Below are 16,366 nucleotides of genomic sequence, written 5' to 3' on the forward strand. Positions count from 1 at the left end.
AATCAGGCACGGTATTTGTCGCGATCTGCGGGCACCACCCAACCTGATAGTGCGGAGGGCGCCGCTCAACCTTTCACGGGCAAAAGATTTGATGGGTTGGGTTGGAATGGGAGGTGTGATGAAGTAACCTGCCACAATATTGGAGTGGACATGGATATAAAGCATAGGATCAAGGCGTTCGCCGAAGCGGGGCGCGAGCAGCTCAACGCGGGCGAGCGCATGCGCGCCGGACTCTGGGCGCTGCTCGCCTTCGGCGCGGTCGCGCTGGTGGTCGAATTGGTTTTTGTGCTGCGCGGCTATCGGGTTGCCCGCCTGATCCTGCTGCTTCCGCTCTTTCTTTCGATGGCGGTGGCGTTTTCCACCTATCTGCGCTTCCGTTTTTCCTCTCGCCGCGCCGTCGGGCACATCGACCGGTTTTTCGATTTGAAGGAAGGTCTCGTGACGGCGGACGAGCATATCCGCGAAGGGCGCGCCGACGAAATCCATGCGCTGCAGCTGGAGCACACCGGGCGCGCCATCGAACCGCACGACCCTGTTTCGCTGCGCCCCGCGCTGCCCCGCCGCCTGCTGACGCTTGCCGTGGCGCTGGTGATCGCTTCGCTCGGACTGCTGTTTGTGGACGACTCGCTGGCGGTCCGGCAGGCCCGCGCCGAGGAGGAGGCCGTGCTGGCCCTCTCCGAAGAGCTGGCCGAGGAGGTTGCCGAGGCGCTGGAAGAAATGATGGACGAGGCCGACGAAGAGGTCGCCGAGCTGCTGAAGGATAAGGAGCTCAAGGAACTGGTCGAACAGTTCCAGGCCGACACCGACCGCCGCGCCGTCATGCGCAAGCTTTCCGAGATCGACCGCCGCCTCGCGCAGAAGCAGGGCGAGCTCGATACGCGCGCCGACGAAAACTATCTAATGGCCCTCGCCGAAAACCTCCGCCAAAGCAAGGAGACCGCCGCCCTCGGCAATGCGCTTTCGCAGCGTAACTATCGCAAGGCCGCCAGCGAACTCGAAAAGATGCAGCTTTCCGATAATCCTTCTGCGCAGGAGCGCAAGACGCTTGAACAGCTCTCCGCCCGCATCGGCGAAACCGAAAAGAGCATGTCGTCGAACCAAAGCGGCGCGCGGCGCGATGCCAAAGGCATGAGCGAGCAGATTAACAAGATGTCGCAGGAGCAAAAGAAGAACGGCCAGTGCTCCAGCGAATGCAAAAGCTGCACCAACGATTCCATCTGTAAAAACTGCAACTCGATGAACAAACTCGGCGCGCGCAAGGATGCGCAGGCCGCTCTCGAAAAATTGCGCAAGCAACTGCAGGGCTGCCAGAGCTGCATGGGGCAGGGCAAAAAGCCGGGCGGCCAGGGCGCGGGCGAGGGCGTCGACCGCTCCAGCCGTCCGCCGGGCTATGTCAGCCCCGCCATCGGCACCCCCGAGCATCTCTCCGGCCAGCTCGGCGAAGGTGAATCCGAAAAGCAGATCGAAGAAGCCGCCTCCGGCAGCGGAACGGCATCGGGCATCGGGGCCGATGCCGCCGAGGTCGACTACGATCGCCAGGTCGAGGCGTTTGTGCGCCGCGAAGATATTCCCGAAGAGATGAAGCACGGTGTGAAAACCTATTTTGAAAACATCCAGAAGCTGGAAAACGAGCAACGCGAAGGAGCGAAATAATGGACGAAACGAATTCGATGGCGGCGGAGGTGGAACGCTTCGCCGAACGGTTTCAAAAGATGCGCGAGGAAGTCGGCCGCTTTATCGTCGGCCAGGAACAGATTGTCGAGCAGGTGCTCACCTCGGTCATTGCGGGTGGCCATGTGCTGCTCGAAGGGGTTCCCGGGCTCGGCAAGACCGCGCTTGTGCATACGCTCTCGCAGGTGATGGATCTCAAGTTCAAGCGCATCCAGTTTACGCCCGATCTGCTGCCCGCCGACATCCTCGGCACCAACATCATGGTCGACAAGGACGGCTCCAAGGTCTTCGAATTCCAGAAGGGCCCCATCTTTACCAACATTTTGCTGGCCGACGAAATCAACCGCGCCACGCCCAAGACGCAGTCGGCCCTACTCGAAACCATGCAGGAAAAAACCGTCACCGTCGGCGGCATCTGCCATCAGCTCTCCAGGCCCTACTTCGTGCTCGCCACCCAAAATCCGATCGAGATGGACGGTACCTATCCGTTGCCCGAGGCGCAGCTCGACCGCTTCTTCTTCAAGCTCTCCGTCGAACTGCCCAACCACGAGGAGATGGGGCTCATCCTCGATCGCACCACCGGGATCGACCGCCCCGAAATCAACAAGGTGATCTCCGGCGAAGAGCTGATTGAGATGGCCAGGACCGCCGCGCAGGTGCCCGTCGCCCAGGAGGTGCGCGACTATCTCGTCCGCATGGTGCTCGCAACCCATCCCGACAACGAAAACGCGCCGCACGATGTCGCCCGTTTCGTACGCTACGGCGCCTCGCCGCGCGCCGCGCAGACGCTCATCTCCGCCGCGCGCATCCGCGCCCTCGTCCAGGGTCGCTACCACGTCGCCAAGGACGACATCAACGCCGTCGCCGTTCCCGCCCTCTGCCACCGCGTCCTCCTCAATTTCGAAGGCGAGGCCGAAGGCATCGACACCGCCGACATTATTCGGAGCCTTGCGGACTGAGTGGATTGGTAGTGAATATCTGTAAGCCCATAGGCATCATTACATTTTCGTTAGCTTCGCTTTCATTGTTGGCTTGGCCGATCTTGGGATATTTGTCGATCTTCCTTTTTGACGCTCCCCTGGCGGATGATCTCGATGGGCATCTCAGATATTTATCTGTTCTGTTGGTGCTAAGTTATCCTGTTGGTTATGTGGTAGCTCTCCCTTGGTTTATCACCAAATGGAGGCGTGGACAGTTGAAACTCCGGCATTCGCTGTCGGGGCTGATCCCGCTGGTTCATCTGGTGGTAGCTTTCTGGGTGTCTGGTTTAATCATGAAATATCAGCACGAGCGGCAGAATCCTAACATTGCGCTGTCAGAACGCGTCATCATCGAGGATCGAGGCCGGGATAGATACGTTGCGAGTAATACAGGGGATATTTTAGTAGATAGGCATATCTGCGCTTACCATATGCTCGCTGATAAAAGCATGTTGATTGTTGCCCAAAATGAAGTCAGGGAGGAATTAATTGGCGGAACTGTTTTTGAGGTGAATTCAGCTGATGATCGAATCACCTATTTCGCAGTAAATATAGTTGATGGTTCGGTATCTGGCGGATATTCAATCAATGAAATTAAAGAAACTTTTAGGTTGCCGGATGAGCTTGAACTTTTTGAGCCAGAAGCACGGAGAGACGAGTTCATAAAGAACAATCCTGATATCCACGGAATTCATGATCGTAAGAGAATGGAGAATCGTTCTGGAGGAGCGGAGCCTACAGTAAAAAAGTCTGAAGAGCAGTCGATGGGAGCGGGTATGGAAGCCAAGAGAGTGCAACCCATCGCATTGCGCTTTGCGACAAGATCCCCGCCGGGCGGTGCGCTGAAGGCGCAACACAATTTAGCCTTGGGCAACGCCCAAGGGATCGCGGCGGAAAAGAAAATTTGTCCTGAAGGGACAACACATACAGCGGAAGTTGTGTTGCCCGTTGCCACTCCTTCCAGTCGTTGCTTTCGTTCCTCAAGCCTCGCTTCGCGTCAGGGCAAGTCCGGTGGTTGCTCTCAAGATCATAGGACTACGTCCCATGCTAAATTGTCTAGTGCCGTTGGCACATTTTTCCATCAAACCTCCCTTGGCGCCTTCGCGTCTTTGCGGTCATTCAAACCATTGCGTTTAGGAGACCGTGCGTGCTAACCGATCCCGAATTTTTAAAACGGCTTGAGACCCTGTTCCTGCTGACCCGCAAGGTGCTCGGCGGCTCGATGCGGGCCGACCGCCGCTCTACGCGCAAGGGCAGCGGGATCAACTTTGCCGACTATGCCGAATACCACTATGGCGACGACTACCGCCATGTGGACTGGAATATCTATGGTCGGCTCGAAGCGCTGGTGGTCAAGCTCTACGAACTCGAGGAGGACGTCTGCGTCCACTTCCTGCTCGACTGCAGTCCGTCGATGGATTCGAAATCGATCTTTGCCAAGCAGGTGACGGCGGCGCTGGCCTACATTGCGCTGTCGTGCCACGACCGGGTCTGCATCCATTCGGTGTCGGATCAGCTCGGCACGCTACTGCGTCCGGCGCATGGGCGCGGCAAGGTGTTCCCGATGCTGCGCGCGCTCGAAGATGCGCCGTTGGTTGGAACCACGACCGATCTATCCATTTGTGCGCGTGCCTTTCAGCAACGGGTCAAACGTCCCGGCGTCTGCGTGCTCGTTTCCGATTTCCTCGTGCCGGATGGTTATGCCGAGGCGATCAAGCTGTTGCAGTGGGGGCGGCACGATGTCTTCTGCATCCAGACGCTCGACCCCGCCGAAATGAAGTGCGACATGAAGGGCGACGTCGACCTCGAATGTTGCGAAAGTCACGAGCGCCGTAAGGTAACGATCACCGCCACCGAGGCCGCGCGCTATGAACAGGCGATCCGCGACTGGAATGCCGACCTCAAGCAGGAGTGCGCCCGCCGTGGTGTTGGCTTCGTGCAGGCCTTTTCCGATGTTCCGTTCGACCGCGTTGTCGAAGTCATTCTTAGAAAAGGCGGGTTGGTCGCGTGAGTTTTCTGTTGCCGCAATTTTTATGGGGCCTGCTCGGCCTGATTCCGCTGGCGGTGGTCTACCTCATCAAGGTGCACCCCGTCCGTAAGAAGACCAGCGCATGGTTCCTGTGGCAAGGCATCTTCCAGGAACACCGCGCTGCCTCATTCCTGCAAAAGCTGCGCGACTGGCTGAGCCTGTTGCTGATGGCGCTGGCGTTCATCTTCATGGTGCTGTCGCTCGCGCAACCCGTCCTGCGCGACGGTGCATCGGCCAGCCGCTTGGTGCTGATTGTTGACAACAGCCTGAGCATGCAGGCCGACGGGCGGCTCGACGCCGCCCAACGCGCCGCCCGCGAATGGGTGCGCTCGCTCCCGGCTGGCGGACGCGCCGCTATCTTTACGCTCTCCGGCGAACTCATTTCCGAAACGGGCTTCACCGCCAGCCGCCGCGAGCTGATGCACGGACTCGACCGCGTCGCTGCCAACGATGTTACCTTCAATCCTTCCGCGCTCAGCCACTTTGGCCGCGACGGAGCGATGGCGGAGCAGCAACGCATTTTACTCTTTTCCGATGGCTGTTTTGCGGGCGAGCTGCCGGAGAGCATCGAGCTGGTCAAGGTGGGCGAACCGAAGGACAACGTCGGCCTCTCGGCCTTTGACGTCCGCCGTATTCCCGGCGAAAGCAATCCGCTCGGCGTCTTCTTCCGCGTCTTTTCCGGTGCGGCCGATTCGGTCGAGGTCGATGCGGTGCTGGCGCACGGTAACGCCGACAACATTCAGCGGGTCATTCCGCTGACGCTCCAACCGGGACTCAACGATCCGGTAACTCTCACGTTGATCGACGGCGCGCCCGGCAAATGGTTCCTCGAACTGGAAATCGACGATGCGCTGTCGGCCGACAACCATGCCTTTGCATTCGTGCCGGAACCCGACCCCGTCCGCGTCGCGGTGCGCGCGCCCGAAACCCACATCTTTTGGCAACTCTGCGTCGAGTCGTTCGGCGAAGGTTTGAACGGCCTGCTGATGAGCAACGACGATCCGCACCTCGAACTCTATCGCGGCCAGGTCGCCGCAGGCTCGGCGGAGCGCCTGGCGGTCTTTGCGCCGGAGGGCGAGTCGCCGTTTTGGAAGGGCGTCTCCGGCGAAACGGAAGAGGCCGCCATCCGCGTCGTGTTGCCAACGCATCCGCTGATGCGCTTCGCCAACCTCGACGGACTGGTCGTCAATGGCGTTCGCCAGATCGAACCGCCGGAGCAAGCCGTCGTCCTCGCCGAAACCGATTCCGGTATCCCGCTCATCTATAAAACTACAAAAACTTTCACCACAGAGGACACAGAGGCACAGAGGAATGATTCTGGAGGAACGGCCTCTGTGAACTCTGTGCCCTCTAGCGAAGCGGGTGGTGAAAAACTCCCGTCGAGCAGGACGGCATATGTGTTGAACTTCGATCCGGCGCTGAATCACTTTTTCCTGCATCCGCAGTTTCCGGTGTTGGTCTGGTCGCTGGCATCGGAGCTGATGGAACTCGAAGGTGAACCCCCGGCTTCGTACCGCGCGGGCGGGGCCATTTTCACGCACACCGATGGCCGCGTCGGGCCGCTGACCGAATTCGGTTTCCACGAAATCGTTTCGGGCGCCGCCACGCAGACGGTGGCGTGCAGCACCGCGCCCGAGACGGAGATTGGTTTGGATAATTCAGCCCTGACAGTCGGCGATCATGTGCGTTCGACCGGATTCCCGCTTTCGGAATGGTTCCTCGCTGCCGCGCTACTATTGTTGACGCTCGAGTTTGTGCTCTATCACCGGAGGAAGGTCGGATGATGCAACTTGGCGGCAGAGAAGGTAGGCAAAATGATTTAATGCAAAATGAGGATCAATCAACACATTGGGTCGAAGCCAACATTTTGCATGAAATGATTTTGCTCCAATATTTTTGCTCGAGGAGTGATGGGGAATGACAAGTAGTGAGATTATGAGGAACCAATGGAACTAATCTCTCTCCAGCCTCTTTGGTGGTTGCTGCTGCTCGTGGTGTTGGGCGTCGCGTATCGCTTTAGTTTGTCGGATCGTCCGGCGCGGTTCCGCCGTTTAGCGGTGGGCTTCCGCGCGGCGGCGATTGTGCTGGTGGTGCTGGCGCTCTGCCGTCCGTATCTGCACCGCCCATCGCGCGCCGTGCATGTGGTGCATCTGGTCGATGTCTCGGAGTCGGTCGATCTCGACGCGGGCATCGGCGCGCTCGAGCGCGTGATGGAGCTCGACGAAAAACTAAAGTCGTCCGATTCGTCGGAAACGGTGCTCTTTGGCGACGCCGTCCGCCCGATGGAACCGGAGGCCGCCAAGCTCATGCTGGAAAAGTGGCGCGACACGGTGGCGGACGACGTCTTCCGCCGCAACACGCGCATGGCCGAGGCGCTTCGCGCCGCCCGGCTCGGGTTCCCGTCAGGCAAGCTGCGCCGTCTGGTACTCTATTCCGACGGCATCCCGACGTCCGGCACGGTGGCCAACGAACTGCGCCGCATGGAAAAGGAAGGTATCGAACTTTCGTTCGAACGGCTCCAGCGCGTGCAGCATCCGGAGGCATCGGTGGTCGAGGTCGAGCCATCATCACCCGTGGTCTATGCGGGGGAGTCGCTGCGTATCAAGACGCGCGTCTCGGCCAACCAGCCGATGAAGGCGCGGCTGCGGTTGATCAACCGCGGCGTCGTTTGCGGCGAACAGGCGGTTGATCTGGAGGAGGGCGAAAACCGCTTCGCGTTCGATAACATTGTCATCAAGGCGGAGGATCAACCGCTCTGGCAGGTGGAACTGATTCCGGAGGAGGATCGTTTCCCGGCCAACAATATTGCGGGGTGCCGCATTGAAGTGGCCGGGCAGGTACGCGTGCTGGTGCTGCATAAGACGCCGCGCAAGATGCGTCACTTTAAGCGGGCGGTCGAAAGCCAGGGCTTCAGCGTCGAGGTGCGTACGCCGCTCGGCCTGCCGTCGTCGCTCGACAACCTGCTGGAGTTCGATGCCGTCGTGCTGGCCGATATTCCCGCCACCGACATTCCCGACCGCTCGATGCAAAACCTACGGCGCTATGTGAACGACTTTGGCGGCGGCCTGCTGATGCTCGGCTCGGAAAACAGTTTTGGTTTGGGCGGCTACTATAAAACGCCCGTCGAAGAGGTGCTGCCGATCACCTCGCGCTTCGAGAAGGAAAAGGAGACGCCGTCGATGGCGATGGTGCTGGTGATCGATAAGTCGGGCAGCATGCAGGGCGCGCCGATCGAGCTGGCGCGCCGCGCCGCCAAGGCGACCGTCGAGCTGCTCAGCCCGCGCGACAAGATTGCCGTGATCGGTTTCGACTCGCAGCCGTTCATTGCCTGCGACATGACGTCGGCCGCCGACATTGGCCGCATCCAGGATTCGATCGATTCGATCCATGCCAGCGGCGGCACCAGCATGTATCCGGCAATGGCCGAGGGCGACCGCATGCTGCGCTCGGCGGGCACGCGCATCCGTCATATGATATTGCTGACCGACGGCCAAAGCACCGGGGGCGACTTCGAGGGCATTGCCGAAGACATGGCGGTGTCGGGCATCACCGTTTCGTCGGTCGCGCTCGGCGGCGGCGCAGCGCGCGAGCTGCTCCAACGCATTGCGCGCATCGGCCGCGGGCGCTACTACGAAACGATGGACGCCTCCAGCGTGCCGCAGATTTTTACGAAGGAGACGATGGAGGTGTCGCGCTCCGCCATCAAGGAGGAGCCGTTTGTTCCCGTTTCGGTCGATACGATGGGCTTCCTCGATGGCATCGATTTTGACGAAGCGCCGTTCCTGCTGGGTTATGTGATGACGCGGCTGAAGTCGGCCGCGCGGCTGCACCTCGTGACCGAAAGCGGCGAGCCGCTGCTGGCCTCGAACCAAGCCGGGCTCGGCACGGGCATGGCCTTCACGTCCGACGCCACCGAGCTGTGGGCGGGCGAGTGGGTCGAGTGGGACGGCTTCGGCCCGTTCTGGGCGCAGGTGCTGCGCCGCTGTGTTCGGAAAGATCGAGGGCAGGGCATCGCCGTGCAGACGGTCGAGGAACCCGGCGGCATCCGCCTGCTGATCGACCGCCGCGATGCCGCGCTCAAACCGCTCAGCGGAATTGGCTGGGACGGCACGGGTGCGTTCGAAATGGGCGGAACCTCTTCGGTCGAAATCCGCGAGACGGGCTTCGGGCGCTACGAGGCGTTCCTGCCGATGAGCGAAAAGCGCAACTGCTCGCTGCATCTGGTCGACAAGGATTCCGGCGCGGCCCGCACCGTCGGCTGGCGCCGCGACTATCCCGATGAATACCGCCTGTCGAGCGACGTGCCCGAAAGCCTCGCCAACATTCCGGCCTTTGATTCGGAAACCATTCTCGACCGCGACGGCGTGGCCTTCACCTACCGCCCGGCCTACCCGCTCTTCATCTTCCTCGCCATGGGCGCCTCCATCCTCGGCATCCTCTTCCGCCGGGTGGGGTAGTCTCATTTTATGACCGCAAAGACGCCAAGGCACGAAGGGAAGGCGGGAAAGTAGGGCCTGCGCTACGCGCTGGCTCCCGGAGGATCGGCCTGGCGGGACGCGAAGCCAGCGCATAGCGCAGGCTTTACTGTTCGAGGTGCTCGAGGATGCGTTTGTAGAGGGTGATTTTATCACACCTTAGAAGGTGTGATAATTTTTAGAAGGCTCAGGGAGTGGGGCAGGCCGAGTTGCGGTGTGTTTTGACCGCAAAGACGCCAAGAAGAGGGGAAGTAGAGCCTGCGCTATGCGCTGGCTACCGGAGAATCGGCCCGGCGGACGCGAAGCCAGCGCGTAGCACAGGCTTTACTGCTTGCGGCGGTGGAAACGGTTGTTCCCAAGGCTTGGAAACAGGGGGCTTTCGTGTATAGTCCCGCGCAATATTTTCAGGAGAATGACCATGGCAGAAAAAAACATCCCGATGAGCAAGGAGCAGCTGGAGGCGCTGACGGAGCGCTTTCCGACGCCGTTCCATATCTATGACGAACAGGGCATCCGCGAGAATGCGCGGCGGCTGAAGGCGGCGTTTGCGTGGAATCCGGGTTTTAAGGAATATTTTGCGGTGAAAGCCGCACCGAACCCGTATCTGATGAAAATCCTGAAGGCGGAGGGCTTTGGCTCGGACTGCTCGTCCTATCCTGAGCTGTTGCTATCGGAGCGCGTCGGCGTGGTTGGCGAGGAGATTATTTTTACGTCGAACGACACCCCGGCCTACGAATACCAAAAGGCGGCCGAGCTGGGCGCGATCATCAATCTCGACGACATTACGCACATTGACTATCTGGAAGAGAACGTGGGGCTTCCGGAGCTGGTCTGCTGCCGCTACAACCCGGGGCCACTGAAGGGCGGCAACGCGATTATCGGCCATCCGGAAGAGGCGAAATATGGCTTTACCCGCGAGCAGCTGTTCGAGGGCTACCGCATGCTGCGCGACAAGGGCGTGAAGCGTTTTGGCCTGCATACGATGGTGGCGTCGAACGAACTCGACCGCAACTATTTTGTCGAGACCGCGCATTTGCTGTTTGAGCTGGTGGCCGAGTTGTCCGCGGAGTTGGACATTGCATTCGAGTTTGTCAACCTGGGCGGCGGTATTGGGATTCCCTACCGGCCGGAAGAGGAGGCGATCGATCTCGCGGCGCTGGGGCAGGAAGTGAAGGCGCTCTATGACGAGCTGATTGTCGGCAAGGGACTGAAGCCGCTGGATATCCGCATGGAGTGCGGACGGATGGTGACGGGGCCGTATGGCTATCTGGTCAGCCGCGTGCTGCACAAGAAAAACACCTACAAGCAGTTTGTCGGACTTGATGCCTGCATGGTGAACCTGATGCGTCCGGCCATGTATGGCGCCTACCACCACATTTCGGTGGTCGGCAAGGAAGACGCGCCGTGCGACTTTGTCTGCGACGTGACCGGCTCGCTCTGCGAAAACAACGATAAGTTTTCGATCGACCGCGCCATCCCGCAGGTGGAGATTGGCGACCTGGTGGTCATCCACGATGCCGGGGCGCATGGCCATTCGATGGGCTTCAACTACAACGCCAAGCTGCGTTCGGCGGAGCTTTTGCTCCGCGAGCATGGCGAGGTGGTTCAGATTCGGCGTGCTGAAACGGTTGAGGATCATTTCGCTACACTTGACTTGGAGGGGCTTGGCGCCTTTGATGTATAAAGGTGTAGACGGAGCTTCCAGCTCCGTTAGTGTATGCAACACGCATAGGTGATTCAAACGGAGCAGGATGCTCCGTCTACGAATATGGAGAAAGACAATGTTTTTTACAGGGGTATACACAGCGCTTGTGACGCCGTTCGCGGCGGACGGATCGGTGGACTTCGAAAAGCTGGCCGAGCTGGTTGAATTCAATATTGCCGGTGGCGTGGCCGGGCTTGTTCCGGTCGGGACGACGGGCGAGTCGCCGACGTTGCGTACGGATGAGCACCTGCAGGTTATCAAGGCGGTCACCGATGCCGCAGCGGGCCGCTGCAAGATTGTGGCGGGTACGGGGGCCAATTCGACGGCCGAGGCGGTCGAGCTGACCGAAGCGGTCAAGGCATTCGGTGTGGACGGCACCTTGCAGGTGACGCCCTACTACAACAAGCCCAACAATTCCGGTCTGATCCAGCATTTCAGCGCCGTGGCCGATCTCGGCGTTCCGGTGGTGCTCTACAACGTGCCGGGCCGCTCCGCGAAGGAGATCCCGCTGGACGTGGTTGCCGAGCTGGCGCAACATGAACACATTGTTTCCGTCAAGGAGGCGGCGGGCTCCGTCCAGCGCGTAACCGATATCAAGAACCTGTGCGACATCGAAGTGCTCTCCGGCGACGATTCGCTGGCGCTGCCGATGATCAAGGCAGGAGCCCTCGGCGTGATTTCCGTGGCCTCGAATATCATGCCGTCGGAAGTCGTTGCCTTGGTTGCCGCCGCGCTTGCTGGAAACTACGACGAAGCGCAGGCGCTGCACGACACGTATGCGAAGACGTTCGACGACCTGTTCATCGACACCAATCCGATTCCGATCAAGGCGGCCATGGCGATGAAGGGCATGATCCAAGAGGTCTACCGCCTTCCGATGTGCTCGACCACCGATGAAAACAAAGCCGCGCTGCGCGCGACGCTCGAACGTGCGGGGATACTGTAATGGCGGTTAAAGTTGTCGTTCTCGGAGCGGCGGGTCGCATGGGCAAAACCCTGATCCGGTGCATCATGGAGGAAAAGGTGCCGGGGCTGGAACTGCACGGCGCGGTCGACCTGTGGGATGCGCCGGGCCTGAATGCCGACGCCGGGGTACTGGCCGGAACCAAGGCGGCCGGAGTCAACCTGATCAGCAACCTGGAAGAGGTTGGGCCGAGTGCCGACGTGATCGTCGATTTTTCGGGTCACTTCGGCGTTGCGGGCAACGCGCCGCGCATTGCGGAGTGGGGCACCGCCTGGGTGATTGGTACGACGGGATTGAACGACGAAGAAATTGCGGCCGTTGAAGCGGCGGCCGAAAAGACCGCCGTGGTGCTTTCCGGCAATATGAGCTTGGGCATCAACCTGCTCTGCCATCTGGTCGAACTCGGCGCCCGGTCGCTGAAGGACAAGGGCTACGATGTGGAAATCATCGAACGCCATCATGGCCTGAAGAAGGATTCGCCCAGCGGCACCGCGCTGATGCTCGGGCAGGCGGCGGCCGATGGATACGACTGGGATTTGAAAGAGGTTCAGGTGGATGGCCGCACCGGCCTGCCGGGCGAGCGCCCGGAAAAGGAGATCGGGTTCCATGCCGTCCGCGGCGGCGACATTGTCGGCGACCACACGGTCATGATGGCCGGCGTGGGCGAGCTGCTGGAGTTGTCGCACCGCGCGACCAGCCGCGACGTCTTTGCCATCGGGGCCTTGCAGGCTGCCGTATGGGTCGCCGGAAAGGAAGCCCGGCTCTACACCATGAAAGATGCGATGAAGCATGTTTTAGGGCTTTGACGAGTGACGATTGAGTCGTGATGCGGTGGTTGGCTTCGGTCAGTCGCCGTTTTTTTATTCACGCTTCAATCGTCACTTTTCACGTCCCTCACACACCGAAAGCCCAAATTGCCCGTCGATGAGTCGGGCGTGTTGGAGGTGCGGGCGGCGACGCGGTAGCGGTTGCAGTAGGAGTCGTGGCAAAGGTAGGAGCCGCCGCGGTTGACGCGCCGTTCGCCGGAGTCGGGGCCGATCGGATTATTGCGAGGGCCGGTGATGTGGAAGTCCGGGCTCCACCAATCGAACACCCATTCCCAGACGTTTCCGGCCATGTTGTATAGGCCATAGTTGTTCGGTTCGTACGCATCCACGGGCGCGGTGCCAACGAAACCGTCTTCGCCGGAGTTGTATTCCGGAAACTTGCCCTGGAAAATGTTGCACATGTGCTTGCCGCCGGGCATCAGCTCATCGCCCCACGCATGGCGCTTGCCCACCAGACCGCCACGCGCCGCATATTCCACCTCCGCCTCGGTCGGAAGCCGCTTGCCTGCCCAGGCGCAATAGGCAAGGGCGTCGCGGTAGGAAACATGGGTGGCCGGATGGTTTTCCAGTCCAGTGATATCCGACTCCGGCCCGAACGGATGTGCCCAGTCGGCACCTTCGACATGATACCACCATTCCAGCCCCATCACGGTGCGGCCGAGCATGTCAAGCGTCCGCTTCTGGCTGGGGGAGAGCAGGAGATGGAACACATAGGAATAACCAAATTTTTGCGCGTCGGTTTGATGGCCCGTGGCTTCAATGAACGTCGCGAAGTCGGCGTTGGAAACGGCATATTGATCCATGAGGAACGGGTCTAGGGTCACCTCGCGGATCGGCCCTTCTCCATCGTCCGGATAGCCGATGCCGTCCTCGGTACCCATCAGGAAGGCGCCGCCTTCCAGGCGAACCATATGGTCGGTCGATCCGGTGGAGATGCGTGCGAACGGTTGGCCCTGGTGGCCGTCTTCGCATCCGCACCGTTTTTCGCCTGGTGTGCAGCAGCTTCCTTGTCCCATCTCCATGCCCTTTCAAATCGGTATTCGGATGCCTGTATAAGTCGCCTTCGGGAAATCTTCCAGTAAAAACGGGGGATCTCTCGCCAAGGCGTCTAATTAGAATTTACGGCCGTGAATTCTAATTAGACGCCTTGGGTGGGATTGGGTGGTGTTTGCGGCAAGCGGTTGTTGTGCATAGGGGAACTTTTACCTATGGTTCCTCCCATGGAAAATTCGAAGGAATCGTTGAGCAGTCGTTTTGCGAAAGTCTATGGGAGTCCGGGGGAGGCGCCGCGGGTTTTGGGGCTGTTGCGGGCGTTCTGGCCGTTGCTGGTCATTTGTTTTGTGACGGGCTATTTGCTACGGGCGTGGTTTCCGCATCCCTATCTGGGCGTATCGCAGGTGGGCATCCTGTTTTTCCTGGTTGCGGTGGCGGCGGCGATCTTGCTGGCGTGGGGCGACAAGCGGCTGGGAAATTTTTTGAAGGGGGCCAAGGGCGAGGAGTGGGTGGCGCACGAGCTGGCATTCCTGAATGCTGAATACACCGTGTTCAATGGGCTTCGGTTTGGCGGGGGGAAACAAAACTTCGACCATATCATTGTGGGGCCGGCCGGGGTGTTCGTGGTGGAAACCAAGAACTGGAAGGGCTCCGTGGAGTTCCACGATGGCAAGCTGTATGCGGGAGGCAGGGAACCTTCGCGTCCGCCGCTGAGGCAGGTGAAGGCTGCCGCGGCCGAGCTGGTCTCGTTCATCGACGATGCCGGATGCGGCGACCTGCCGATCCATTCGGTGCTCTGTTTCCTGGGTACCAAGCTGCCGCAGGAGGTCATGAACGTGAACGGCGTGGTGGTCTGTACGGGCAAAAAACTGGTCGAGGTGTTGCAGGAAACGTTTGATGAACCCATTGCTGAATCAATGCGTGAAAAAGTGGTTGGCGAGTTGAGAAAAGTCATCGAGTGATAAGTGAAGCGTGAGCCGTGAATATTCACGTTTCAATCGTCATTCATCACGAAACGGAGGTTGAGTCATGAAAACATTGGTACCGATTGCGAACGGCTCCGAGGAAATGGAAGCCGTCATCATTATCGACACGTTGCGGCGCGCCGAATTCGACGTGACCGTCGCAAGCCTTACACCGGGAGCCATCGAGGCTTCGCGCGGCGTCAAGCTGGTGGGCGACACGACATGGGATCAAATCAACCCCGACGAGTTCGATATCCTGCTGCTGCCGGGAGGCTTCGGGGGAACGGTTGCCTTTTGCGGGCATGCAGGTGTCCAGCAGGCGATCAAGGATTTCAACGAAAAGAAAAAGTGGATGGGCTGCATCTGTGCGGCGGCGCTGGCGTTGAACGAAGCCGGGGTTCTGGCGGGCAAAAGGTTCACCTGCTATCCCGGCGTGGAGGAGAAGTTGCCGGCCGACATCCAACCGGTCGATGAGATCGTCGTGGTCGATGGCCATCTCATCACCAGCAAAGGTCCGGGAACCGCCTTCGAGTTTGCGCTCAAGGTGATCGCCGAATGTGGTAGCCCCAACACCGCCGCAGACGTTCGCGCCGGTCTCTTGCTTTAGCGAACTCCTCCGGGGGAGTATTCAATCATCAGCGAGGCCGGAACATATCCTTCGGTGCTGAGCTGGATGGGAATCCGACGCTCGGCTTTGAGCCGTTGTATAAAGGCGTCTGTAAAATCCAGCTCAACCGTACTGTTTCCCGTGGCCCCGAGCTCCTCCTTGATTCCAATGTCGGGTAGGTTGCATTGCAAGGGGGTGGGGGCAGGGGGCAAGGGTTCTGGGTGTTTCCTATGTAGGGCAAAGGTTGCCTTCCGGGCGTTTTCGGCAAGAGCCAGCTTTCGGGGCTGGGGATGCAGGCGGCCTCCCATGCAACCTTCGAGGTGGATCGCAACAGGCGGCAACTGCGGCTGGCCTTCGATCCGAAGCTGAACCAGACCCTGCCAACGCATGGGTTCCCGTTGCGCAGGAATTGAAAGTTGAAGCATTGCTTTCCCATCGGTGTTGGCGCTCAAGCCAATGTTGGACTGGGTGGTTGCGGTCAATTTTCCTGGCAAGTTGCTGCGAACCGCGACGGCCAGGTTGGTCGTCCACAGCTGCCCCAGCGGCAGGTGCCCGCAATGGATGTGGGTAGAGGGGATGGCGATGGCTGGCTTGGCTTCCCCTTCAATCCACACCGTATGGCTTTGGCCGTTGGCCTCGAAGCTTATGTTTTTTTTGAACGGGCCGTTCAAGGAGTGGGCATCGATGAGGACATCCAGCGGAGTGCTGGCGCCCGGAACGATAGTTTTTTCATAGATAACCGGCTCAAGAAAGGCGCAGCAGGATTCAAGCTTTCCAATGCGCAGCGCATTGCTCGTCGCGTTGAAGAGGGTGAAGGTTGCAACCTGGTTCGATTCCGCCGGAAATGCCCCCATAACACAAACCTCTTTCGGTTCGATACGTAGCCCGTTTGCGGCGGTTGAACACAGCGCCGATATCATAACCATGGCCGAATATGCCGTAATTTTTGCTCTATATTTTAAAAACAACATCTCGCTTTTTCTATGTTTTTTGGTCGTTCGACGAGAAATGTAATATATCCCAAATTAAGAACTTGTGAATTGAAATTTTTCTTCTATAACCAACTCTGTTGACCGGCTCCGCAGGGTGAAAGCGTGGGCGGTTGACTCATGATTTCCGTAGGCATGGCCTTATTTTTGGGAGGTTGGTT

General features: G+C 59.5%; 13 protein-coding genes. 11 read left to right on the forward strand and 2 right to left on the reverse strand.

Going from position 1 to position 16,366, the window contains the following annotated elements; genetic code table 11:
- The first annotated feature begins 150 nt into the window (after positions 1 to 150).
- From E9954_RS22785 to dapB, 9 genes are all read left to right on the forward strand, one after another.
- A complete protein-coding gene (locus tag E9954_RS22785) occupies positions 151 to 1,653 on the forward strand; it encodes a hypothetical protein (protein WP_136081591.1) in 1,503 nt (500 codons plus the stop codon).
- Positions 1,653 to 2,630 carry an AAA family ATPase gene (locus E9954_RS22790; protein ID WP_222847285.1) on the forward strand — a complete coding sequence of 326 codons (978 nt, stop codon included), beginning with the start codon at positions 1,653 to 1,655 and terminating at the stop codon, positions 2,628 to 2,630. Before E9954_RS22785 ends, E9954_RS22790 begins: the two co-directional genes overlap by 1 nt.
- Positions 2,631 to 2,641: 11 nt before the next feature.
- Positions 2,642 to 3,805, forward strand: coding sequence for a hypothetical protein (locus E9954_RS22795; protein WP_136081592.1), 1,164 nt, complete (start codon positions 2,642 to 2,644; stop codon positions 3,803 to 3,805).
- Complete coding sequence (locus tag E9954_RS22800) at positions 3,799 to 4,662, forward strand: DUF58 domain-containing protein (RefSeq protein ID WP_136081593.1); 864 nt, start codon at positions 3,799 to 3,801, stop codon at positions 4,660 to 4,662. Before E9954_RS22795 ends, E9954_RS22800 begins: the two co-directional genes overlap by 7 nt.
- Positions 4,659 to 6,464, forward strand: coding sequence for a vWA domain-containing protein (locus E9954_RS22805; RefSeq protein WP_136081594.1), 1,806 nt, complete (start codon positions 4,659 to 4,661; stop codon positions 6,462 to 6,464). Before E9954_RS22800 ends, E9954_RS22805 begins: the two co-directional genes overlap by 4 nt.
- Before the next feature lie 162 nt (positions 6,465 to 6,626).
- Positions 6,627 to 9,137, forward strand: a complete 2,511-nt coding sequence (locus E9954_RS22810) for a VWA domain-containing protein (protein ID WP_136081595.1) — start codon at positions 6,627 to 6,629, stop codon at positions 9,135 to 9,137.
- 436 nt (positions 9,138 to 9,573) lie between these two features.
- Positions 9,574 to 10,839 (forward strand): diaminopimelate decarboxylase, encoded by a 1,266-nt coding sequence (locus E9954_RS22815; protein WP_136081596.1) that lies wholly within the window; start codon positions 9,574 to 9,576, stop codon positions 10,837 to 10,839.
- A 97-nt stretch (positions 10,840 to 10,936) separates the two neighbouring features.
- The gene (gene dapA / locus E9954_RS22820; RefSeq protein WP_136081597.1) at positions 10,937 to 11,806 is read left to right on the forward strand and encodes a 4-hydroxy-tetrahydrodipicolinate synthase; all 870 of its coding nucleotides are present in this window, start codon (positions 10,937 to 10,939) and stop codon (positions 11,804 to 11,806) included.
- Positions 11,806 to 12,630: a 4-hydroxy-tetrahydrodipicolinate reductase gene (gene dapB / locus E9954_RS22825; RefSeq protein ID WP_136081598.1), complete on the forward strand. Its 825-nt coding sequence runs from the start codon at positions 11,806 to 11,808 to the stop codon at positions 12,628 to 12,630. The genes dapA and dapB overlap by 1 nt, the downstream gene beginning before the upstream one ends.
- A 65-nt stretch (positions 12,631 to 12,695) precedes the next feature.
- Here dapB and E9954_RS22830 read toward each other — a convergent pair whose 3' ends face one another.
- Positions 12,696 to 13,673, reverse strand: coding sequence for a formylglycine-generating enzyme family protein (locus tag E9954_RS22830; protein ID WP_136081599.1), 978 nt, complete (start codon positions 13,671 to 13,673; stop codon positions 12,696 to 12,698).
- Between the two features lie 198 nt (positions 13,674 to 13,871).
- Here E9954_RS22830 and E9954_RS22835 point away from each other — a divergent pair, with 198 nt between their 5' ends.
- Both E9954_RS22835 and E9954_RS22840 read left to right on the forward strand, forming a co-directional pair.
- Positions 13,872 to 14,606: a nuclease-related domain-containing protein gene (locus E9954_RS22835; RefSeq protein WP_136081600.1), complete on the forward strand. Its 735-nt coding sequence runs from the start codon at positions 13,872 to 13,874 to the stop codon at positions 14,604 to 14,606.
- 67 nt (positions 14,607 to 14,673) lie between these two features.
- Positions 14,674 to 15,216 (forward strand): DJ-1 family glyoxalase III, encoded by a 543-nt coding sequence (locus E9954_RS22840; protein ID WP_136081601.1) that lies wholly within the window; start codon positions 14,674 to 14,676, stop codon positions 15,214 to 15,216.
- Here the strand turns inward: E9954_RS22840 and E9954_RS22845 are convergent.
- Positions 15,213 to 16,142 carry a DUF1573 domain-containing protein gene (locus E9954_RS22845; RefSeq protein ID WP_168442514.1) on the reverse strand — a complete coding sequence of 310 codons (930 nt, stop codon included), beginning with the start codon at positions 16,140 to 16,142 and terminating at the stop codon, positions 15,213 to 15,215. The two genes, E9954_RS22840 and E9954_RS22845, sit on opposite strands and share 4 nt — an antisense overlap.
- Between the last annotated feature and the right edge of the window lie 224 nt (positions 16,143 to 16,366).

Source organism: Pontiella desulfatans, from assembly GCF_900890425.1.
GTDB classification, from domain to species: Bacteria; Verrucomicrobiota; Kiritimatiellia; order Kiritimatiellales; family Pontiellaceae; genus Pontiella; species Pontiella desulfatans.